This is a genomic window from Staphylococcus sp. IVB6240, assembly GCF_025558425.1.
Classification (GTDB): domain Bacteria; phylum Bacillota; class Bacilli; order Staphylococcales; family Staphylococcaceae; genus Staphylococcus.
In genome coordinates, this window is the sequence record NZ_CP094718.1 from 1,998,224 (window position 1) to 2,020,524 (window position 22,301).

The following is a 22,301-nucleotide window of genomic DNA, read 5'->3' on the forward strand; positions in this document are numbered from 1 at the left end:
CCTAAATGCCCCCTATTAAGTGTTTAATCGCAATCATTTTATCTTTTGATTTATATCCTTTTCGTTCACTTTCAATACCACTGGCGATATCTATCCCATTCACGTGAGGTACTTGTTTAAGTAGTGCGGATAGTGTCTCTTGATTCAATCCCCCTGCAATAAGGACTTTATCTAATGGCACTCCCGTTAATACACGCCAATCAAATGTTGTCCCTGCACCACCATATGCTTCAGTCGGTGTATCCACTAATAATTTGTCGACATATGGTTCAAATTTTAAAAATTGTTGTTTGAGTGACTCAGTTCCTTGAAGTGCTTTGAAAATCTGAATGTGTGGATACTTTGCCTTTAAATACTTGATGTATGAAACAGGTTCATTACCGTGCAATTGTACTGTATTGATACGTGTTTCATTCAATAGCTTCTCTATCATATAAAGTGGCATATTTACTGTCACTGCGACACGATCGATGGATTCAGGTACGCTTTCGGTAAGCTGCTTGATCGTTGTCAAATCTACATAACGTGCACTCGGTGGATACATGATAAAGCCAATCGCATCGACTTCACAGTCACAAGCTACTTGAACATCTTGTTGACGCGTAAATCCACAGTACTTCACATACATCTAATGCACTCCCTTCAGTACTTTCAAGCTACGCAACGTTTCACCTACATCATCTGCCTTCATCAAGGTTTCACCGACCAATATTCCCTCTGCACCGACACGTGCTACTTGAGATACATCTTCTGCGGTACGTATGCCACTTTCTGAAATATAATGAATCCCTGGTTGATGTGATGTTAAAATATCTGCTGTATGTTTTACATCCGTCTTAAATGTTCTTAAATCTCTATTATTGACACCTACAAAAGTTGGTTGTATTTTCAAAGCTCTTGCTAATTCTTCTCGATCATGTACTTCTACAAGCACTTCGAGTCCCTTACTTTGTGCATATTCATGAAGTGACGCAAGTTCAGTATCAGATAGAATATTAACAATCAATAATATAATCGAAGCACCTGCTTGATGTGCCACATCAATTTGTTTCTTATCAATCATGAAATCTTTACATAGCACAGGTAAAGAGGTTTGTTGTGTCAATGTCACTAAGCGTTCAAAGCTTCCGCCAAAATACTGTTCATCCGTCAAAATAGAAATAGCTGATGCGCCAGCTTCTGTATAAGTTGCCACTTGATCTTCCAAATTGCGAGGTGGGATATCTGATACCGATGGACTTTTCGACTTTACTTCCGCAATGACAGCCATCTGTTCATCTTGGGCAATCAGTGATGATAATGTCGGTTTATGACGTACATCAATATGTGGTAACTGTTCTTGTAGCTTTTCATAATATCCTGACGCTAATAACTTCCTTTTATATACAACAATGTCATCTAATATCGTCATACTGCTACACTCCTACTCTTTTCATACTGTTCATATGCACGGCCTTCATCAATCGTTTGACGTGCGAGTGAAATACCATCTTCAATCGTATCGACACGTTTTGATGCATAAAGTGCTAAGCCTGCATTCAGCAATACCACATCTCGACGGCAAGATGTATCTTCTCCTTTTAAAATGCTTAGCGTAATATCTCTATTTTGTTCAGGTGTGCCGCCTACTAGTTCCGTATCCTCGGCATAACGTAAGCCAACTTCTTGTGCATTTAACGTATAAGTACGAATCCCTGTATCTTGGTTTACCTCGACAATGATGTTATCTCCTGACAGGGTTGCTTCATCCATACCATTGGCACCATGTACGACCAATGCACGTTTACGCCCAAGCTTATAAAGCGTCTCTGCAATATCTTGCATTTTCGTTTTGTCATATACACCCATGACTTGATAATCCAGCGCAAATGGATTAATAATAGGTCCAAGTAAGTTAAACACAGTAGGTACCGGCAATTGCTGACGTACCGGTTGTAGATGACGCATAATCGGATACGTATTCGTCGCACTTAAGAAGGAAAGATTATTGAATGTAACTTGTCGTTCCACATCTTCCACTTGTGTAATCGGTACATCCAAGGCTTGTAAAATATCCACACTACCAGACTGTGATGTCACACTTTTATTCCCATGCTTCACTACTTTTGCGCCAGCTGCAGCCGTCACGAATGCGACTGTTGTTGAGATATTAAAACTATTTGAACCATCTCCTCCTGTTCCACATACACAAATACTGTCTTGTAAACGCGGCTGTTCTGGATACATCGTCTCTATCATCACACGACTAAGATCATAGAGTTCTTCCGCAGTTGCCCCTTTCATCGTAAATGCGTTGAGTAACGCAAGTTTTTCAGAGAGTTCGGTGCTTTCCGATAATAATGTCGCAGTGAATTGATTGATTTGCGTTGTATTTAATGGATGATAGTGCATCAAATGATTAAGTAATGTCATCTTTCTTCCCCTCCTGTTTTGCGATATTGATGAAGTTGGTCACAATTTGGGCTACATCTGGACTAGCAAATGATTCTGGATGATATTGAACACCAAAGTGTCGATGTATGCGATGTTCAAATGATTGAATACTATCCTCTGTACGTCCTGTTACAATTAAGTCATGAGGCAATGTCTCCCGTTTACAAATAAGCGAATGATAACGCATTATTTCTGAATATTCTGATATATCTTTGTATAAAATCGATGGTGCTTCAAACTCAAGCTGATCTAATTTTCCATGTACAATTCGTTCACCGACGTCAACGACACCCCCATAGTAGTCATACAATGCTTGTGCACCAAGACAAATCCCTAATATTGGGAGATTATGGTAATGGTCTATGATGCGTCGTAATAAGTCATTATCATTCGGGTACCCTGGTCCAGGTGATAAAACAATTGCGGATGGTTTATAGTCCAATACATTTGGATCATCTGGGTAGCACACTTTCACTTCATCATGTGCACTGAGTAAATCAACCAAATTGTATGTAAAGGAATCATAGTTATCAATCATCAGAATCATAATTCCACCTCCAATAAACTCTTTGCTTTCAAGCGTGTTTCTTCTAATTCTTTTTCAGGAATAGAGTCATATACCACACCACATCCCGCTTCAACTCGGACATTTGTTTCGTCAATGACCATTGTACGAATGGCCAATGCCAAATCAAGATCATGATTACAGTTAATATAACCAACACCACCACTGTAGACACCACGTCTTACAGGTTGTTGCTCGTATATACGTTGAATGGCACGTAACTTCGGTGCACCCGATACTGTTCCAGTTGGTAATAGACTTGCAATGACATCAATCGGTGAATAATCTTGAGGCAATTGCCCTGTGACTTCACTCACAATATGCATGACATGTTCATAACGTTCAATCGTCATTAGCTGTGGTATTTTAAGTGATCCATGTTCGGCAATTCTCAGAATATCATTACGTCCGAGATCGACAAGCATGCGATGTTCACTTAATTCCTTTTCATCAGCTAACAATGTTTCTGCTAACTTTGTATCTTCATCAACATCTTTACCACGACGAATCGTTCCTGCAATCGGGTTGGTCATCACTTCCAATCCTTTAACCTTCACAAAGCTTTCAGGTGAGCTTCCCACTAAAATATCTTGCCCCATATTGACATAGAATAAGTATGGGCTTGGATTGTTGCGTTTAAGTCTTTGAAATAATCGAAACGTCAAGCGATCACGTTGTTCTTCAAAGTGATGCTCATAGTGATAAATACGTGATGGTACAGCCTGAAACATATCTCCCTGGCAAATGTAATCTTTAAAATCTGATACATATTGTTTAAACGTCTCATCATCTACAGACGTTTTAATTTCTTTTGCAGGTAATTGTTTCTGAAGTGGTGGTTCAAATAACTCTACTTGTTGAAACTCCTCTATCATCGCTGTAACACGAGATTCCAGCACTTCTCTTGAAACATTTGAAAATAAATTTGTCGCAACCACATACACACATTCTTTGAAATGATCAAATACATACACTTGTTCTACCATGTAGAGATGCACATCAGCCCCTGAACCTTCAATAGGATACTGTTGCAACACTGGATAGGCATGTCGAACAAAGTCAAAGCTAAACGCACCCATAAAGCCTGAGATAAATGGCAACGCTGACAATGATTCATCTGTCACGTCTACCTTCTTCTTCGCCACATATGCTTTTAATGCCTCCAGTGGCGATTGTTCAATCACTTCCGTCTTCTGTGGTGTTTTTACCGTTAACGCTTTATCCGTTAAAACGATCTCACCACAAACATCAAACGCTAAAATAGAATAACGCCCTTTCGTTTGATTCGTTGTCGCACTTTCAAATAATATTTTATGTTGCTTATGACGCGCTAACGTCTCCGGATTGACCGGTGCATCTATCACTCGATAATAGATCTCCATCTTTATCATCCCTTTTCATTACAAAATAAAAACCGCATGTCACACCCTATAAAAGGACGTTCACACGCGGTACCACCTCTTTTGGCAGCTATTATCAGCTACCCACTCAAAAAATATACTATTGGCTGCTTCCAGATAAACCCAGTTCATCATTGGTTGGTGCGAACTCACATCACCCGTTCACTTTCTGACACTACCAAGACCAATGACTACTTCCTTTATCCTCACAGTAATTAACAACAAATAAAAAACACCACAGAAAACGCATTGTTAAGGACGCGTTACCGTGGTGCCACCTTAATTAACATGATTACATGTTCACTTTGACATTAAATATGCTTCTGTTCCCAACGATTGCCCAATTCATCTTTGCTGTGTACTAACTTACATCTACCGTTAGTTTTCTGTATGCTACACATTGCAAATACTACTTATCAATCGCGTTATTTTTTGATAATTCATACTATACAGGCATCTCATGAGTATGTCAACACTTTTAAGTAAAAATATTCATTGCATCGTTTAAAGTGTTTTAATGCGACATATTGCACAACGCCATAGAGACGCTTATACTTGAGCTAACATCTTTAAAAAGGGGTCTTTCTATGTCACGAATTAAGGGACTGATTCTCACCATTAGCATTGCATTGGTCGCGACAGGTTTAGGGCGCATATTCCCACTTGTGGGTAGTGCTGTCTTTGCAATCGTCATTGGGATGATTATCAACAATATGATCCAATTATCCAACTCATTCAAACCTGGTATTCAATATAGTAGTAAAAAAGTGTTACATTATAGTATCATAGTGCTCGGCTTCACACTTAGCTTTCATGCGATTGGGACTATCGGTTTAAAATCTTTACCGATTCTGATCGTCACTTTACTTTTTTGTGGTATTGCGAGCATATTATTAATCAAACTATTAAAAATAGAGACATCTCTCGGCATACTTATCGGCGTCGGGACTTCTATATGTGGTGGTTCTGCCATCGCAGCAACGAGCCCAGTGATTAAAGCAAAAGAAGAAATGATTGCGCTCAGCTTATCTACGGTATTTTTATTCAACCTTGTCGGTGTGATTGTATTCCCACCACTTGGTCATTTCTTTCATATGAGTCAGGAAACATTTGGTTTCTTTGCCGGAACAGCCATCAATGATACTTCTAGTGTTGTGGCTGCCAGTGCTGTGTATGGGCAACAAGCGTTAGAAGTAGCGACAATTGTTAAGCTGACACGGACACTGTTTATCATCCCTATCACACTTGGACTTGCATTGTGGATGGCTAAACAGCAGACAGCTTCAGAACAATCACGTAAACCGTGGTATCAAGCCATTCCAAACTTTATTCTATGGTTTTTAGTGGCAGCGGCTATTAGTTCTATCTTTAACTTCTCAGACAATATCATCACGATATTCCGTCAACTCGCACATTTCTTAATTACCATTGCCTTAGCAGGTGTTGGCTTAACTGTAAAGTTCCGTCACTTTAAACAAGCTGGCTTTAAACCTGTATTATTCGGCCTCCTCTTATGGAGTGGCCTTACAATCGTCAGCCTTATTGTTTTAAACTTCATGTTATCGTAAAATAATAGCTCCTCATGCGTTCATGAGGAGCTATCTTTATGCATGGATTATCCTTGTAATTTCACAAGAATTTTCGCTTGTGATTTATCGTTTACAAGTTGCTCGAAACCGGCTTCAACAATGTCATCAAGCTCGATTTCATCTGTGACAACACCTTTAACATCTAAATTTCCTTCATTGATCAAGTCGATCGTTTGTTGGAATGTTGTTGGTGTATAAGCAATGGTTGATGTTAATTTCACACCTGTATTTGTTAATTGCATTGGGTGCCATTCAATTGGATGACCAAAGATTGATACAATGACAACCGTACCACGTGGTCTTGTGACATCAATTGATGCTGCTAATGTTGGTGCAACACCTGCTACTTCAAATGTTACATCTACACCACCATTTGTATGTTTCGCAATCACTTCTTTTGGATCTTCTTTACCAGAGTTTACAGCAAATGTTGCACCAAGTTCTTTTGCTTTCGCTAATCGTTCCTCAGATAAGTCAAACACAAAAATCTTACTTGCGCCAGCTGCTTTTGCTGCAATAACAGTTAATAAGCCAATTGGACCTGCACCAAAGACTGCTACCGTATCACCGAATAACACTTCTCCTTCTTTAATCGCTTGTACGGCTACTGCTGTAGGTTCCACTAAGGCGCCTTCTTTATCTGATACATTATCTGGTAATCGATATACATTGCCTTCAGGTGCGTTTGTAAATTCAGCAAAACCACCATCTGCACCTAAACCGATAAATGAATACCCATCATATAAGTCAATATTTTCTTCTTTTTCACCATTAGAAACAGTTGGATTCACTACCACTCTGTCTCCTTTTTTAAACTTCGTCACATCTGACCCTACTTCTTCAACAACCCCTGCAAATTCATGTCCTAATGTCACAGGTGCTGTTTGCCCTAAAAATGGATCTGGTTTATCAGTAGAAATGAAAATAGGTCCCTCTAAGTATTCATGTAAGTCTGTCCCACAAATACCTGCCCAAGTCACTTTAACTTTCACTTCATTATCCTTCAATACTTTTGGTTCTCTTTCTTCAACGCGTACGTCTTTTTGTCCATACCATACTGCTGCTTTCATAGATGTAACCTCCTTTTATTAACAATTTAATATTATGACTTTTCAGAATATTATTCAAGAAATATGACTTATTATTCTATTCAAATTATTTATTAAAATAATTCCTTTTAGCAATGATTTAAAAATATTTAAAAATATAAAAAAGCAGGACAGCATTTCTCACCATCCGACCAAAGCTAAAAAACGCATAAAGAAAGGACCCGAGTTAAACTCGAGTCCCTCTTTTAAACGAATCATCGTTTATTATTTTTCTTCATTTTCTTTACGGCGTCTGCCAAGTAAGAACAATGAACCAAGTGCAGCGATTAAGCTACCGAACAATGGCGCATTTGTTGATTCGTTACCAGTTTCTGGTAATTCATTCACTTCTTTGCCGTTGTTGTTCATGTCTTTAGCTTCACTCATATCACCTTTCACTGCAGGCGTAGCATCCATGTTACCCATGTCGCCAGCATTGCTGTTATCAGTGTTAGAAGTGTTGCCTGTTTTACCAGTCATACCAGTGTTATCAGTATTACCAGTGTTACCTGATTTACCAGTGTTATCGTCAGATTTTTCATCTGGAACGACAACTACTGTTGGTTCTGATGTGTTTCCAGCTTCATCTGTAGCTGTCACAATCAGTTTATCTCCTGGTTTGATTGTAGTGCCTTCTGGTACTTTCACAGTCCAGTTACCATCTTTATCTACTGTTGTTGTTCCTTCTTTACCATCTGGGAACTTAACAGTGATTTCTGATCCTGGTTCACCTTTACCAGTTACTTCTGTGTCGCCTGGTTGTACAGGGTTCACTTCTGGTTTTTCAGGTGCAACTGTGTCTTTATCAGCTGGTACTTTCACTTTAGTGACTTCAGATTTGTTACCAGCTTTGTCTGTAGCTGTCACAATCAGTTTATCACCTGGTTTAATTTCTGTACCATCTGGTACTTTCACAGTCCAGTTACCATTTTCATCTACTGTTGCTGTTCCTTCTTTTCCGTCTGGGAATTTAACAGTGATTGTAGTTCCTGGTTCACCTTTACCAGTTACCTCTTTATCGCCAGCTTTAACTGGGTCAACAGTTGGTGCGTCTGGTGCTACTGTGTCTGTTACTGTTGCTTCTGTTGGTGTTGACGTGTTTCCGTTACCATCTTTCGCTACAACTGTAACTTTGTCACCTTCTTTAAGCTCTACATCTTTTGGTACATCTACTGACCAGTTACCATTTTCGTCAACTGGTACATCTTTAATAACGTCACCGTTTGGTAATGTTACGTCTACTGTTCCGTTTGGTTCAGCTGTACCTGTGATTGTTTTGTCTCCAGGTTGTGGATTCGTTACTGTTGGTGCATCTGGTGCTACCGTGTCAGTTACTGTTGCTTCTGTTGGTGTTGATGTGTTTCCGTTACCATCTTTCGCTACAACTGTAACTTTGTCGCCTTCTTTAAGCTCTACACCTTCTGGTACGTCTACTTTGTAGTTTCCATCTGCATCTACTGGTACATCTTTGATAACGTCACCGTTTGGTAATGTTACATCTACTGTGCCGTTCGGCTCAGATTTACCTGTAATTTCTTTTCCACCTGGTTGTGGTGTATTCACTTTTGGTGCATCTGGTGCTACTGTGTCTGTTACTGTTACTTCTGTTGGTGTTGACGTGTTTCCGTTACCATCTTTCGCTACAACTGTAACTTTGTCGCCTTCTTTAAGCTCTACACCTTCTGGTACATCTACTTTGTAGTTTCCATCTGCATCTACTGGTACATCTTTAATAACGTCACCGTTTGGTAATGTTACGTCTACTGTTCCGTTTGGTTCAGCTGTACCTGTGATTGTTTTGTCTCCAGGTTGTGGATTCGTTACTGTTGGTGCATCTGGTGCTACCGTGTCAGTTACTGTTGCTTCTGTTGGTGTTGATGTGTTTCCGTTACCATCTTTCGCTACAACTGTAACTTTGTCGCCTTCTTTAAGCTCTACACCTTCTGGTACGTCTACTTTGTAGTTTCCATCTGCATCTACTGGTACATCTTTGATAACGTCACCGTTTGGTAATGTTACATCTACTGTGCCGTTCGGCTCAGATTTACCTGTAATTTCTTTTCCACCTGGTTGTGGTGTATTCACTTTCGGTGCATCTGGTGCTGTAGTATCTTGTACTTTAACTGGTACTTCTACTGTATCTTTTGATCCATCTGGATATGTTACTTCTACTGTTCCTGTGTATTCTCCAGGTGCATTCGTATCAATTGTTCCAGCTGGTGTTACGTCTGTTACTGTAGTTCCTTCTGGTAAGTCAGTTGTATCAACGTTATCTGTTAAATCAACTTCTCCACCTTTTTCTACTACTTCTTCTGTAACTGTTGGATCGTTTTGATCAGCATCCGTTAATTTGTCTACAACTTTAACTGGTACTTCTACTGTATCTTTTGATCCATCTGGATATGTTACTTCTACTGTTCCTGTGTATTCTCCAGGTGTATTCGTATCAATTGTTCCAGCTGGTGTTACGTCTGTTACTGTAGTTCCTTCTGGTAAGTCAGTTGGATCAACGTTATCTGTTAAATCAACTTCTCCACCTTTTTCTACTACTTCTTCTGTAACTGTTGGATCGTTTTGATCAGCATCCGTTAATTTGTCTACAACTTTAACTGGTACTTCTACTGTATCTTTTGATCCATCTGGATATGTTACTTCTACTGTTCCTGTGTACTCTCCAGGTGTATTTGTATCAATTGTTCCAGCTGGTGTTACATCCGTTACTGTAGTTCCTTCTGGTAAATCAGTTGTATCAACGTTGTCTGATAAATCAACTTTTCCACCTTTTTCTACTACTTCTTCTGTAACTTTTGGATCGTTTTGATCAGCATCCGTTAATTTGTCTACAACTTTAACTGGTACTTCTACTGTATCTTTTGATCCATCTGGATATGTTACTTCTACTGTTCCTGTGTATTCTCCAGGTGTATTTGTATCAATTGTTCCAGTTGGTGTTACATCCGTTACTGTAGTTCCTTCTGGTAAATCAGTTGTATCAACGTTGTCTGATAAATCAACTTTTCCACCTTTTTCTACTACTTCTTCTGTAGCAGTTGGTTCATTTTCATCTGCTTGTGATGGTTTTACTTTTACCGGTACTTCTACTGTATCTTTTGATCCATCTGGATATGTTACTTCTACTGTTCCTGTGTATTCTCCAGGTACATTTGTATCAATTGTTCCAGCTGGTGTTACATCTGTTACTTTAGTTCCTTCTGGTAAGTCAGTTGTATCAACGTTGTCTGATAAATCAACTTTTCCACCTTTTTCTACTACTTCTTCTGTAGCAGTTGGTTCATTTTCATCTGCTTGTGATGGTTTTACTTTTACCGGTACTTCTACTGTATCTTTTGATCCATCTGGATATGTTACTTCTACTGTTCCTGTGTATTCTCCAGGTACATTTGTATCAATTGTTCCAGCTGGTGTTACATCTGTTACTTTAGTTCCTTCTGGTAAGTCAGTTGTATCAACGTTGTCTGATAAGTCAACTTCTCCACCTTTTTCTACTACTTCTTCTGTAGCTGTTGGATCGTTTTCATCTGCTTGTGATGGTTTTACTGTTACTGGTACTTCTACTGTATCTTTTGATCCATCTGGATATGTTACTTCTACTGTTCCTGTGTACTCTCCAGGTGTATTTGTATCAATTGTTCCAGCTGGTGTTACATCCGTTACTGTAGTTCCTTCTGGTAAATCAGTTGTATCAACGTTGTCTGATAAATCAACTTTTCCACCTTTTTCTACTACTTCTTCTGTAACTTTTGGATCGTTTTGATCAGCATCCGTTAATTTGTCTACAACTTTAACTGGTACTTCTACTGTATCTTTTGATCCATCTGGATATGTTACTTCTACTGTTCCTGTGTATTCTCCAGGTGTATTTGTATCAATTGTTCCAGTTGGTGTTACATCCGTTACTGTAGTTCCTTCTGGTAAATCAGTTGTATCAACGTTGTCTGATAAATCAACTTTTCCACCTTTTTCTACTACTTCTTCTGTAGCAGTTGGTTCATTTTCATCTGCTTGTGATGGTTTTACTTTTACCGGTACTTCTACTGTATCTTTTGATCCATCTGGATATGTTACTTCTACTGTTCCTGTGTATTCTCCAGGTACATTTGTATCAATTGTTCCAGCTGGTGTTACATCTGTTACTTTAGTTCCTTCTGGTAAGTCAGTTGTATCAACGTTGTCTGATAAATCAACTTTTCCACCTTTTTCTACTACTTCTTCTGTAGCAGTTGGTTCATTTTCATCTGCTTGTGATGGTTTTACTTTTACCGGTACTTCTACTGTATCTTTTGATCCATCTGGATATGTTACTTCTACTGTTCCTGTGTATTCTCCAGGTACATTTGTATCAATTGTTCCAGCTGGTGTTACATCTGTTACTTTAGTTCCTTCTGGTAAGTCAGTTGTATCAACGTTGTCTGATAAGTCAACTTCTCCACCTTTTTCTACTACTTCTTCTGTAGCTGTTGGATCGTTTTCATCTGCTTGTGATGGTTTTACTGTTACTGGTACTTCTACTGTATCTTTTGATCCATCTGGATATGTTACTTCTACTGTTCCTGTGTACTCTCCAGGTGTATTTGTATCAATTGTTCCAGCTGGTGTTACATCCGTTACTGTAGTTCCTTCTGGTAAATCAGTTGTATCAACGTTGTCTGATAAATCAACTTTTCCACCTTTTTCTACTACTTCTTCTGTAACTTTTGGATCGTTTTGATCAGCATCCGTTAATTTGTCTACAACTTTAACTGGTACTTCTACTGTATCTTTTGATCCATCTGGATATGTTACTTCTACTGTTCCTGTGTATTCTCCAGGTGTATTTGTATCAATTGTTCCAGTTGGTGTTACATCCGTTACTGTAGTTCCTTCTGGTAAATCAGTTGTATCAACGTTGTCTGATAAATCAACTTTTCCACCTTTTTCTACTACTTCTTCTGTAGCAGTTGGTTCATTTTCATCTGCTTGTGATGGTTTTACTTTTACCGGTACTTCTACTGTATCTTTTGATCCATCTGGATATGTTACTTCTACTGTTCCTGTGTATTCTCCAGGTACATTTGTATCAATTGTTCCAGCTGGTGTTACATCTGTTACTTTAGTTCCTTCTGGTAAGTCAGTTGTATCAACGTTGTCTGATAAATCAACTTTTCCACCTTTTTCTACTACTTCTTCTGTAGCAGTTGGTTCATTTTCATCTGCTTGTGATGGTTTTACTTTTACCGGTACTTCTACTGTATCTTTTGATCCATCTGGATATGTTACTTCTACTGTTCCTGTGTATTCTCCAGGTACATTTGTATCAATTGTTCCAGCTGGTGTTACATCTGTTACTTTAGTTCCTTCTGGTAAGTCAGTTGTATCAACGTTGTCTGATAAGTCAACTTCTCCACCTTTTTCTACTACTTCTTCTGTAGCTGTTGGATCGTTTTCATCTGCTTGTGATGGTTTTACTGTTACTGGTACTTCTACTGTATCTTTTGATCCATCTGGATATGTTACTTCTACTGTTCCTGTGTATTCTCCAGGTACATTTGTATCAATTGTTCCAGCTGGTGTTACATCTGTTACTTTAGTTCCTTCTGGTAAGTCAGTTGTATCAACGTTGTCTGATAAATCAACTTCTCCACCTTTTTCTACTACTTCTTCTGTAGCTGTTGGATCGTTTTCATCTGCTTGTGATGGTCCTACAGTGAATTTTGCTGTTACTGTATCTGTCGTACCATCTTCATAAGTTACAGTAACTGGTACCTCTACTGTACTATTAGCTTGTTCTGGTGTTGGCTTGAACTTAATCTCACCTGTTAGTGGATCAATTGTAACACCTGGAATCGCTTCGCCAGTAATTTTGAAAGGCTCAGTATCTGACAACGGTACATCTGCTAAATCTACTTTTTCACCATCATTATTAGTGAATGTTGGTGTAGAAGTTGATTCAACTCCTGGTTTAGCTTGTTCGTCAGTATATGCTGGTTCTGTATCTTCATTTTGTGGAGGATATGCTGTAAATGAATCAATCGCAAGTGCTGTTGTTAAAGATTTTGTTGATTCACCTTGCCAGAATACTGCTGAAGTATAAACTGTTTTACCAGTAATATCTTCTGGTACAGTCAATGGCACACTTTGTGCAACACCATTTTGATCTGAAGTAACAGTAGTCGGTTCACCAATAGCTTCGCCATCTTTAAACCATTGTACTTGATATTCTTGGTTAGGAATTAATCCTGATGTTTTAGATTCAGCTGTATCTCCTACCGTCGCAGTATTATTAACAGAATCATATGTTAAAATGTCATGTTCAGGTGTATCTGCGATAAGTGCAAAGAATACAGCATAGTTACTCAATCCAGCTGTTGCTGATTGTGCATCGTCATCAGTGATTGATTCAAACATATTACCTTGATATGCATTTGACCAAACTGGATAGTCTTCAACTAATGTAGTCATATAAACATAGTCTGTATTGATATGACGATGTTTTTGACCAATATTAGATCCCCATAATAGCTGATTATGGTTAACTTCTTCGTCTTTTACAAGCGTTCCATATTCTTCATCTGAAACTTTATGAGAAATTGGTAACCCTAAGTTTTGTTTATATGCACTATAACCATATAAACCTTTAAATGGAATATAAAAATCTCCATTATTGTCTACTGTCGCAACAACTGTTTCAGCAATATGTGAGCCTTTACCAAATTCAGCTTCATACTCTGAAATGATTTTTGCTTGTGCTTCTTTAAATTGTTCTTTTGTATATTTAGCATTTGCTGGATCATTTTTCCATGCATCGAATCTACGTGTCACTTCGTCATTAACATATGATGCTGCTACTTTAGTACCAGCTGCCCATACGTCTCGACCAGTTCCGTAGTATACATGGTTCGGACTACCAGCAATATCCCCTGCTTCATACCAAGCTTTACCAGAAACAATACCGTAGTTTCCTGTGTTCGGCCAAATACCATCTGGAGACGGTGAAGTTGTCCAGTTTTCCTCAGATCCTAATAACATATCACTACTGTTTGGTTTTTCTTGTAAGATAACTTGTGAATTTTCAACAACATTTACACCTGTAGTAAAGTTCCAAGATTCATTCGTACGGTTTAATCGACTGTGGAATCCAGTTACTTTATCACCTGATTTAATGACGTTGTATTTTGCTGGATCTGGATTGTCCACCCATGTTTTTACAGCAAAACCTCCATCGCCGGCAATTTGCCATTTAGTCACGACATTGCCATCTTCATCTTTTACTTGATATCCTTTATCAGCAACATCTTTACCGTCCCAATCTGGATTCAAGAAATTAAATGCGAATGTACCATCAGGATTAGTGGTTGTATAGAATACTGGTGAAACAACACCTTTTCCATCTACCCATTGTAAATATACTTTAGTAGCTGGCATCACTTTATCCGCTGCACTTGTCATAGAATCTGCATCATAAATCCATGCTTTACCTTTGTAAGTATAAACTTGATCATTTGCACCTGGTACATAAATTGCTTCTTCTGCATCTGCCGCACGAGTTGCAGTTGTAGCTGCTGAACGTAACATTGTTCCTGCTACTGGTTGTTCAGTCACAACATCTTCATTTGTTAATGCTGTTTCTTCACGAACTGCAGCTAATGTACCATCAACATTGTATTTATTTTGCTCATTAGCTAAATAATCAACAATTGCTTGTTGTAATGCTTCAGGTGTTACTTCTGATAAGTTTGCATTTAAGTTACTTGCAATTTTATTCGCTTCTTCTGTAGAAATGTTCTTTTCAGCTGCTAAATAGTCTGCTGCTGATGTTTGATCTTTTACAGTTTGAATGTCAGTTGCAGGTACTTCTGTAGATGTGTTAGAAGTTGTTTCTGGCGTAGTTGCAGGTGTTGCTTCTACTGCTGGAGCTGGAGTTGTTGTTTCTGGCGTAGTTGCAGGTGTTGCTTCTACTGCTGGAGCTGGAGTTGTTGTTTCTGGAGCTGATGTTGCTTCTTCAGATACAGGTGTTGCTTCAGGTGTAACAGTTTCTTCTGCTGTGTCTGCTGCTTTTATTACGTTTGCTGGTTTTTCAGCGACTGCTGCTTCTTCTGTTGCAGTTGGTTCAGCTTCTTCAGCTGTTGTTGCCGCTTCTTCTGTTGCTGGTGCTTCTTCGGCTACCGCTTCTTCAGATGTGCTATCTGCCGCAGTTTCTTCAGTTGCTGCAGTTTCTTCTGCTGCTACCTCTTCTGTTGCAGTTGCTTCCTCTTTAGCTACTTCATCATCTGTTGCAGCTGCAGATTCTGCAGTTTTTTCATCTAATTCAGCCGCTTGTGCATCATTATATGCGCCGAATACAAGTGTTGCCCCTACTAAGATTGAGGCTGTGCCGACTGTGAATTTACGAATCGAGTATTTGTTTTGCTTGTTAGGCAAAAAGTCGAAACGCGTTGAGCTTTTTGTTTTTTTGTTCGCCATTTCATTACTCCCTTTTAATGTAATCTTTGCTCAATACAATAAGTTAAAAATAGATAGATTGAGCACTACACTTCAAATGTTAACATACAATTTATAATCTAAATTATCTTTTAGTATCTTAGTAATTTGAATTTTATTTAAATATTGGTATTTTCAAATATTATAGACCCTAAAAGTTGCGTGTCTATTGGATTGGTAGCGTTTCACTTTAATGCGCTAAAATGTCATTTTGGGGTATGTATCTTTGTTCATATGCACAACTAGAGTGAACAAAATATAATTAACATTTATATTAAGTTTATCGTGTGTTATAAATTGAGTGAGATTTATTATAAGGTTTAAACCATATAGATATATAATATGAAGAAAATATAAAAATATCACATTAGGATTAATTCATCATTGCGATACACTATCATAGCGATAACTAATTTCTAGGGGGAGCTAGCTTGTAATGGTAAACCAACATTGGGCACAAAAAGTTGTAAAAAAAGTAGCAACAATTATTAAGAAGAACGTTCAAGTTACAAATCGAAGTGGGCAAATTATTGCGACAACCAATTCTAAACGTCTTGGTGAAATTCATCATGCCGCCTTGCATTCTATTCAGCGTCATTTACCGATTGAGATTGAGGAGCAAGATTTAAACTTTTGGAAAGTGAAAGCACCAGGTATTATTCTGCCTTTCGAATATCATGATAAAACATATGGTGCACTGATTATTTCCGGGCCACCTGAAGAGATAAGGGAGTACGCTCATATCCTTAAAATCTCTGCAGAATTTATTCTTGAACAAGAATTTGAACGTGCTACTCGATTCAAAAATGAAATGTCCCGAATACAAACACTCTCGAATATTTTATTTAATACAGAAAATACCGTACATAGTTATAATCGCAAACAAATTGTGGAATCGCTTGGTTTAAATAGTAGACTTGCTGTGGCGACGATTTCTATTAATAGTACAAGTAAGTCTAAGCTACAAGCATTGAAAAGTATACTGGACAACTGGCAACTCCACGATGATGATTTACTCGAACTCACACCACAAGAACTTGTATTCGTCTTTAAAGCTAATACCAACCGTGGAAACACACTGGAAGAACTTAAACGCTTTATTCAGAAGTCAATGGAAGATGATTTATTTGAACGTACTGTGATTACGCTGGGAGATTTTAATACAGGTATTAAAGGGTTAATCCAATCCTATAAAGAGGCAAAAGCACTTAAGAATTTGATAGTGTCATCGAATCAAACTGAAGGATTATATATTTATAAAGAGTATGAATTGGAACTTATTGGTCAAAATATTAAGCATTACACACCAGATATGGAGACATCGCTTATCGCCAATTATCATAAGCTTGTTTCTTTTGGTGGCGACAAATATCTGAATAAAACTGTAGAAGCCTACTTTAAAAATCATGGTAAGCTTGTGAAAACAGCCAATGACCTTTTTATACATCGTAACACGCTCAATTATCGCATAAAAAAAATCCATGAAATCACAGGTTGGGATCCCAATACGATTGATGGCATCGTGTTATTGCGCATGGCACAATATCTCTATAAAAGACGATAGCAAGTTGAAACCGAGACACTTTACGAAGGGTCTCGGTTTTCTCTATGATTAATTCTTTACTAATTATCGAGCAGTAATATGCAGATATAGCCTTATGCGTTGATACTCAATGAACAAAGCATTCACTTCCTACTGATCAATATATGCTTTGCCATAACGCCTACACCAATGAGTATTATTCCACACTTAGACGATTATCCAACTATTTTTTATATGAATGCAAAAATTATATATAGTGCACAATACAATAGTTTAAAAACTTTATTTTCAAGGCTTTTAAAAGTTTCACTAATTTGTGCTATTTTTCTCATTTTAGTCATCTGCACAAAAGGATTGTAATATGTAATTAAAGGTTAAGGTTTAAACATGCTTTTTCGCTATGATCATCAAATCTCTTAAATTTTATCATTCTTCTCCTTTTTTCGTTATAATACGACTTATTAGGAGCGATAATATGAGAAAACTAAACGAGTTCATTTACAATTTATTTCAACGTGTCGGAACACATGTGATGAAAATCATTTTTGCGATAAGTGGTATTATTCTTGTCCTATTCTTAGCGATGGGAACTATTATTCCTGAATTGAATCGCCACGTCTATGAAGGAAAGATTGTTGAAAAATACGCTAAAAATCATACGATGACCACTGGTACAACACGCTATATTGTTATTCAGCAAGGACAAACGAAAACAACAATTGAAAATAATGATATCTTATTACATGGCAAATTCAATAGCAAAGATATCCAACAATCACTACGCGAAGGCCAGAAAGTTAAAGTATATACGATTGGCTTTGATGCACCAAAGTTTGGAATGCATCCAAACCTATATCACATTGAATAGCCATTGAAAAACTGAAATGAAGACCTATCAGAAGGCTTTCATTTCAGTCTTTTTATATTATACAGTTTCAAAGGTATCAATCCATTTACGAACAGCAGGCGCAATTCTTGTATGATCTGCAATATGCACCCAATCAATATTCGTAATTTCAGCATCAATATGGATACGTGACCAATCAATAGGAACATGTGTCCGAAAACCATTTAGCTCCGTTAATTCACCTTCTTGTGGATAGGCAGGACCAACGACAGTCCCAATATATTCCAACTGATCTTCCAACAATATCAACTGTAACTCTTCTTTTAACTCACGAACAAGTGCTGTTTCGAGTGATTCTCCTTGTTCTATTTTACCGCCTGGAAAGTACAGCTTTTCTCTATTTCTCACTTGTACTAATCGCAAGTAGTCCCCTTTTCTTTCGACTAAACAGACACAACGAATCATTTGTTACACTCCCATCCAATATTTTAATGACATATATAGCATAACATAACGATCTTACATTGCTTTTTTCATATTCTTTTGTTCTTGTACGAAAACTTCGCCAATACGTTGTGCTGCCATACGTCCACCCATAATATTGCGCGCAAATGGCCCGAGTTCTAAGTCTGCCAACATGCCTGACACATAGATATTTGGCACCCATTCAAGTGATGTCGTTAATACTGGGAAGCCAGCCATTATCTGTGCATCATCACGTTTCATAATTGATTGAATCAATGGTTGTTGCATCAAGTCCATCTTAAACCCAGTTGCTAAATAAATACCATCATAAGCGACAGATGTATCCTCTGTATGAATTTGATGATTTTCTATTTTAGTAATCGGTGTTTCATGTATGATTAACTCCCCAGCATCTTGAGCATGCATGAGTTTCATATAAATTTCTTTTGGCATTGATCCTTTATGACGTTCTTGGCAGTTAATTTCGGCGCGTTTAGACAAGTCTTTCTCACATTGAAAACCGCGCATATTCTTAGGGCCTAACCAGCCTGGATCGGCATCAAAATCAAAAACTTCTAATGACTTTTTCACCCATAAATGAATCGGTTCAGCACGTTTTTCACCTAATAATTTAATGACTAAATGTGCAGCTGAAATGCCACTACCAATGACATGAGAAGCCATTTTTTGGTCATCAAAATTTCTTTGGTGAATATGTTGCACATCTGGTTGATTTATATACATATCTGGTAAGTAAGGTGTGCGATGTGTCCCCATTGCAAGTACAACATGACACGCTTTCATTATCTGCCCATTATCTAATGTCACTTCCCAATGATTATCCTTTTGTTCTATATCTACAGCCTCTTGATGAATATGCGTATCTTCCAATGTATACGCCTCTACCCATTTGTCTGTATGATCAAAAAACATATCCAGTCTTGGACGTTGGTACTGTCCAATCATCGCTTGTGCATACTGTTGTTGTTTCGCAAACTTTTTAAGATCAAAGGGTTCAGGATGACAATGATGTACTAGTGGTGATCTTAAGTACGGCATACTGAGACGAGACGTTTGCATCTTAAAGTTCCCCATCAATTTTTCATGTGGATCAATCATTGCTAATTGTTCAACAGGCAAACCTAAATAGCGTAATTGTAAGCCAATCGTTGTGGCATGGACGCCTCCACCTATAATAAGCCATTCATACATAATGATAACCCTCTCTCTAAATCGCAATAATTACGTTTTATGATAATGGATATCAATTAATATGACAAGTAAGTTTATAAGAGAAATTTTCTACTAAAAAAGCCGTTTACCGATTCATTCAGTAAACGACTCAAAAAGAATAAAGATTTTTGTTACGTTATTAGACGATTGGTGCGCCACCTGTAATACCATATACTTGGCCAGTAATAAAGCTACCACTTTCAGATGCAAGTAAGACATATACATCTGCTAATTCAACAGGTTGTCCCGCACGTTGTAATGGTTGGTTTTTACCAAAGTTTGGAATACGCTCTTGTGGTTGTCCACCACAGATTTGTAATGGTGTCCAAACAGGACCTGGTGCGACAGCGTTTACACGAATACCTTTAGGCCCTAATTGCGTAGCTAATCCTTTAGCTAATGATACGTTACAAGATTTTGTCATCGCATAATCCAATAGATGCGGACTTGGTTTCACCGCTTGGATAGATGATGTTAAGATAATGCTCGCACCTGGTTCAAGATAGTTCAACGCCTCTTGAATTGAGTAAACAGTTGAGAATACATTGACTTCAAATGTATCAGTCAATTGTTTAGGATCTAACTTTTGAATGTCATATTCGAATTGTTGCATACCAGCATTCAATACGAGAATATCTAGACCGCCTAATTGTTCATGGGCATCTTTTACCATTTGACGTGCATAGTCTGCATCACGTAAGTCACCTGGTAATAAGACTGCTTTTTGTCCTGCTGCCTCGATCACTTCTTTCACATCTTCGGCATCTGCTTGCTCATCTGGATGATATGCAATCGCAACATCTGCGCCTTCTTTTGCATATGCAATCGCTGCGGCACGTCCAATACCTGAGTCGCCACCTGTGACAAGTGCTTTTTTACCGACTAATTTTTCAGCACCGCGATAAGATGTTTCCCCACAATCAGGAACGGGTGTCATCTCGCGTTGAATACCTGGATAAGGTTGTGGTTGTTGTTCGTACGTATCGTGAAAATATTGTGTTAATGGATTTTGGCTAGACATGATAAAAACCTCTTTTCCTATTATGTTCTCTTTCAAAGTATCAAAAAAACTCAGAAAAGCAAAACAACTTGCTTTTCCGAGTGGAATACTCGCTTATTCTGTGTACTTTTTACCTAAACGATCGACAATAGCTGAAATTGCACCATCACCTGTTACGTTAGTTGCTGTACCAAAGCTATCTTGTGCCATATACAATGCAATCATTAAACCAATGGCCGCTTCATTAAAGCCTAGGATTGAACCTAAAATACCACTTGCTGCCATCACTGAGCCACCTGGAACACCTGGTGCTGCAATCATAATAATACCAAGCATAAAGATAAATCCAATCATTGTTGGAACACTTACTAATGATAAGCTAGGTAGTACGACCATTGCTGCTACTGAACAGCTGACTAATGTAATCGTAGAACCTGATAAGTGAATTGTTGCCAGTAACGGCACACTGAAGTCCGCTACTGCTGGTGTCACATCATTTTTCTTCGCTTGTCTCAATGTCACTGGAATCGTTGCCGCACTACTCATTGTACCTAATGCTGTGAAATAAGATGGTAACATTGTTTTTAAGAGTACCAGTGGACTTTTCTTATTCAGTACACCTGCCACAACATATAATACTGTTAACCATACCCAGTGCATGATAATCGCAATAATTAATACGATACCAAAGACTTTTAGGATACTCATTACTGTCCCTTGTGCTGTCATCTCTGCAAAGATTGTCGCAATGTAGAATGGTAAGAATGGAATGATAATCTTTTCAATTAATACTTCTACAATGCGTTGACCTTCATCGATTAACTTAATCATCGTGAAAGCTTCAACTTTGTGCGCAATAATACCAAATGCAAATGCTGTAATCAATGCTGTTAATACACCCATTAATGGATCAAATTCAAATGAGAAGAACGCTTCAATTTCAGGTGCTTCCCCCGGCACTTTACCACTTGATGCGATGATTGGCATTAAATTATATGCAACTGTTAGTGCCATTAATCCTGCTAAAATTGTTGATGTATAAGCCACACCTACTGTCATACCTACAAGTCGTCCTGACCCTTTGCCTAGCGATGTAATACCAGAAGCAATAAAGAAAAAGATAATCAATGGAATCATATAGTTAATGATTTGTCCAAAGACACCTTTTACTGTTACAAGAATTTTATTGAGAATTTCAATATCTAACATCCCAATTAAAATACCTGCCACAATCCCTAATAATAACTTCCCAATTAGCTTCATCGGTTTGTCTCCCTCCATAACCTTGTCTATGTAATTAAAATACACTTTAAATATATGTGCTTTTGTTATATATTGCATTAAATTGTTTGAAAAATCAATATATTATTTGAATTTATTTTAATTTTATTTATATTTTTAGTACACATGACAAAAACACGAGGAGTATCATTCCAGAGGTTAGAAATATTATTTTATAAGGGTCTTTTTACAACATGATAACCATTGTACTCGTGGTGCGGACAACTACATACTTTATAGCGTCTCAAAATGCTTCACGATTTATATGATTCTTACCTTTAATATTATATTCATAAAATATTGGGACACTTTTATAATATTACCTCTTTTACACGATATACCTTCCCACCACACCATCATACATCCAAAGTTGGAGTCC

Annotated in this window: 14 protein-coding genes; 3 read left to right on the plus strand and 11 right to left on the minus strand. The window is 37.9% G+C overall.

Annotated elements, in window-relative coordinates; genetic code table 11:
* Nucleotide 1: 1 nt before the first annotated feature.
* From MUA88_RS09985 to MUA88_RS10005, 5 genes are read right to left on the minus strand one after another with little or no spacing between them, the layout of a single operon-like run.
* Nucleotides 2-628, minus strand: coding sequence for a phosphoribosylanthranilate isomerase (locus MUA88_RS09985; RefSeq protein WP_262605504.1), 627 nt, complete (start codon nucleotides 626-628; stop codon nucleotides 2-4).
* Entirely contained in the window at nucleotides 629-1,411 is a 783-nt protein-coding gene (gene trpC / locus MUA88_RS09990) for an indole-3-glycerol phosphate synthase TrpC (RefSeq protein ID WP_262604003.1), read from the minus strand.
* Complete coding sequence (trpD, locus tag MUA88_RS09995) at nucleotides 1,408-2,412, minus strand: anthranilate phosphoribosyltransferase (protein WP_262604004.1); 1,005 nt, start codon at nucleotides 2,410-2,412, stop codon at nucleotides 1,408-1,410. Before trpD ends, trpC begins: the two co-directional genes overlap by 4 nt.
* Nucleotides 2,399-2,980 carry an anthranilate synthase component II gene (locus tag MUA88_RS10000; protein WP_262605505.1) on the minus strand — a complete coding sequence of 194 codons (582 nt, stop codon included), beginning with the start codon at nucleotides 2,978-2,980 and terminating at the stop codon, nucleotides 2,399-2,401. The genes trpD and MUA88_RS10000 overlap by 14 nt, the downstream gene beginning before the upstream one ends.
* The gene (locus MUA88_RS10005) at nucleotides 2,977-4,380 is read right to left on the minus strand and encodes an anthranilate synthase component I (RefSeq protein ID WP_262605506.1); all 1,404 of its coding nucleotides are present in this window, start codon (nucleotides 4,378-4,380) and stop codon (nucleotides 2,977-2,979) included. Before MUA88_RS10005 ends, MUA88_RS10000 begins: the two co-directional genes overlap by 4 nt.
* Before the next feature lie 605 nt (nucleotides 4,381-4,985).
* On the opposite strand from MUA88_RS10005, the gene MUA88_RS10010 reads away from it, so the two are divergent.
* Nucleotides 4,986-5,966 (plus strand): YeiH family protein, encoded by a 981-nt coding sequence (locus tag MUA88_RS10010; RefSeq protein WP_262605507.1) that lies wholly within the window; start codon nucleotides 4,986-4,988, stop codon nucleotides 5,964-5,966.
* Nucleotides 5,967-6,013: 47 nt separating this feature from the next.
* Here the strand turns inward: MUA88_RS10010 and MUA88_RS10015 are convergent, their stop codons facing one another.
* Together MUA88_RS10015 and MUA88_RS10020 are read right to left on the minus strand one after the other, a co-directional pair.
* Entirely contained in the window at nucleotides 6,014-7,057 is a 1,044-nt protein-coding gene (locus tag MUA88_RS10015; RefSeq protein WP_262604008.1) for a 2,3-butanediol dehydrogenase, read from the minus strand.
* Between the two features lie 243 nt (nucleotides 7,058-7,300).
* Nucleotides 7,301-15,535: a Rib/alpha-like domain-containing protein gene (locus MUA88_RS10020; protein ID WP_262605508.1), complete on the minus strand. Its 8,235-nt coding sequence runs from the start codon at nucleotides 15,533-15,535 to the stop codon at nucleotides 7,301-7,303.
* Between the two features lie 454 nt (nucleotides 15,536-15,989).
* Between MUA88_RS10020 and MUA88_RS10025 the strand changes: the two genes are divergently transcribed.
* Together MUA88_RS10025 and MUA88_RS10030 are read left to right on the plus strand one after the other, a co-directional pair.
* Nucleotides 15,990-17,117, plus strand: a complete 1,128-nt coding sequence (locus MUA88_RS10025) for a CdaR family transcriptional regulator (protein ID WP_262605509.1) — start codon at nucleotides 15,990-15,992, stop codon at nucleotides 17,115-17,117.
* 454 nt (nucleotides 17,118-17,571) lie between these two features.
* Nucleotides 17,572-17,964 carry a hypothetical protein gene (locus tag MUA88_RS10030; protein WP_262604011.1) on the plus strand — a complete coding sequence of 131 codons (393 nt, stop codon included), beginning with the start codon at nucleotides 17,572-17,574 and terminating at the stop codon, nucleotides 17,962-17,964.
* Between the two features lie 57 nt (nucleotides 17,965-18,021).
* Here the strand turns inward: MUA88_RS10030 and MUA88_RS10035 are convergent, their stop codons facing one another.
* From MUA88_RS10035 to MUA88_RS10050, 4 genes are all read right to left on the minus strand, one after another.
* Complete coding sequence (locus tag MUA88_RS10035; RefSeq protein WP_262604012.1) at nucleotides 18,022-18,408, minus strand: NUDIX hydrolase; 387 nt, start codon at nucleotides 18,406-18,408, stop codon at nucleotides 18,022-18,024.
* A 54-nt stretch (nucleotides 18,409-18,462) separates the two neighbouring features.
* Nucleotides 18,463-19,620 (minus strand): FAD/NAD(P)-binding protein, encoded by a 1,158-nt coding sequence (locus MUA88_RS10040; protein WP_346014887.1) that lies wholly within the window; start codon nucleotides 19,618-19,620, stop codon nucleotides 18,463-18,465.
* 160 nt (nucleotides 19,621-19,780) lie between these two features.
* Nucleotides 19,781-20,662 (minus strand): SDR family oxidoreductase, encoded by an 882-nt coding sequence (locus tag MUA88_RS10045; RefSeq protein WP_262604013.1) that lies wholly within the window; start codon nucleotides 20,660-20,662, stop codon nucleotides 19,781-19,783.
* 93 nt (nucleotides 20,663-20,755) lie between these two features.
* A complete protein-coding gene (locus MUA88_RS10050) occupies nucleotides 20,756-21,904 on the minus strand; it encodes a dicarboxylate/amino acid:cation symporter (RefSeq protein WP_262604014.1) in 1,149 nt (382 codons plus the stop codon).
* Nucleotides 21,905-22,301: the final 397 nt, after the last annotated feature.

Coding starts and splice junctions, on each gene's coding strand:
- MUA88_RS10010 (WP_262605507.1), top strand. CDS start 4,986: ATGTCACGAATTAAGGGACTGATTCTCACCATTAGCATTGCATTGGTC.
- trpC (WP_262604003.1), bottom strand. CDS start 1,411: ATGACGATATTAGATGACATTGTTGTATATAAAAGGAAGTTATTAGCG.
- MUA88_RS10025 (WP_262605509.1), top strand. CDS start 15,990: ATGGTAAACCAACATTGGGCACAAAAAGTTGTAAAAAAAGTAGCAACA.
- MUA88_RS10005 (WP_262605506.1), bottom strand. CDS start 4,380: ATGGAGATCTATTATCGAGTGATAGATGCACCGGTCAATCCGGAGACG.
- MUA88_RS09985 (WP_262605504.1), bottom strand. CDS start 628: ATGTATGTGAAGTACTGTGGATTTACGCGTCAACAAGATGTTCAAGTA.
- MUA88_RS10045 (WP_262604013.1), bottom strand. CDS start 20,662: ATGTCTAGCCAAAATCCATTAACACAATATTTTCACGATACGTACGAA.
- MUA88_RS10015 (WP_262604008.1), bottom strand. CDS start 7,057: ATGAAAGCAGCAGTATGGTATGGACAAAAAGACGTACGCGTTGAAGAA.
- MUA88_RS10035 (WP_262604012.1), bottom strand. CDS start 18,408: ATGATTCGTTGTGTCTGTTTAGTCGAAAGAAAAGGGGACTACTTGCGA.
- MUA88_RS10020 (WP_262605508.1), bottom strand. CDS start 15,535: ATGGCGAACAAAAAAACAAAAAGCTCAACGCGTTTCGACTTTTTGCCT.
- MUA88_RS10030 (WP_262604011.1), top strand. CDS start 17,572: ATGAGAAAACTAAACGAGTTCATTTACAATTTATTTCAACGTGTCGGA.
- trpD (WP_262604004.1), bottom strand. CDS start 2,412: ATGACATTACTTAATCATTTGATGCACTATCATCCATTAAATACAACG.
- MUA88_RS10000 (WP_262605505.1), bottom strand. CDS start 2,980: ATGATTCTGATGATTGATAACTATGATTCCTTTACATACAATTTGGTT.
- MUA88_RS10050 (WP_262604014.1), bottom strand. CDS start 21,904: ATGAAGCTAATTGGGAAGTTATTATTAGGGATTGTGGCAGGTATTTTA.
- MUA88_RS10040 (WP_346014887.1), bottom strand. CDS start 19,620: ATGTATGAATGGCTTATTATAGGTGGAGGCGTCCATGCCACAACGATT.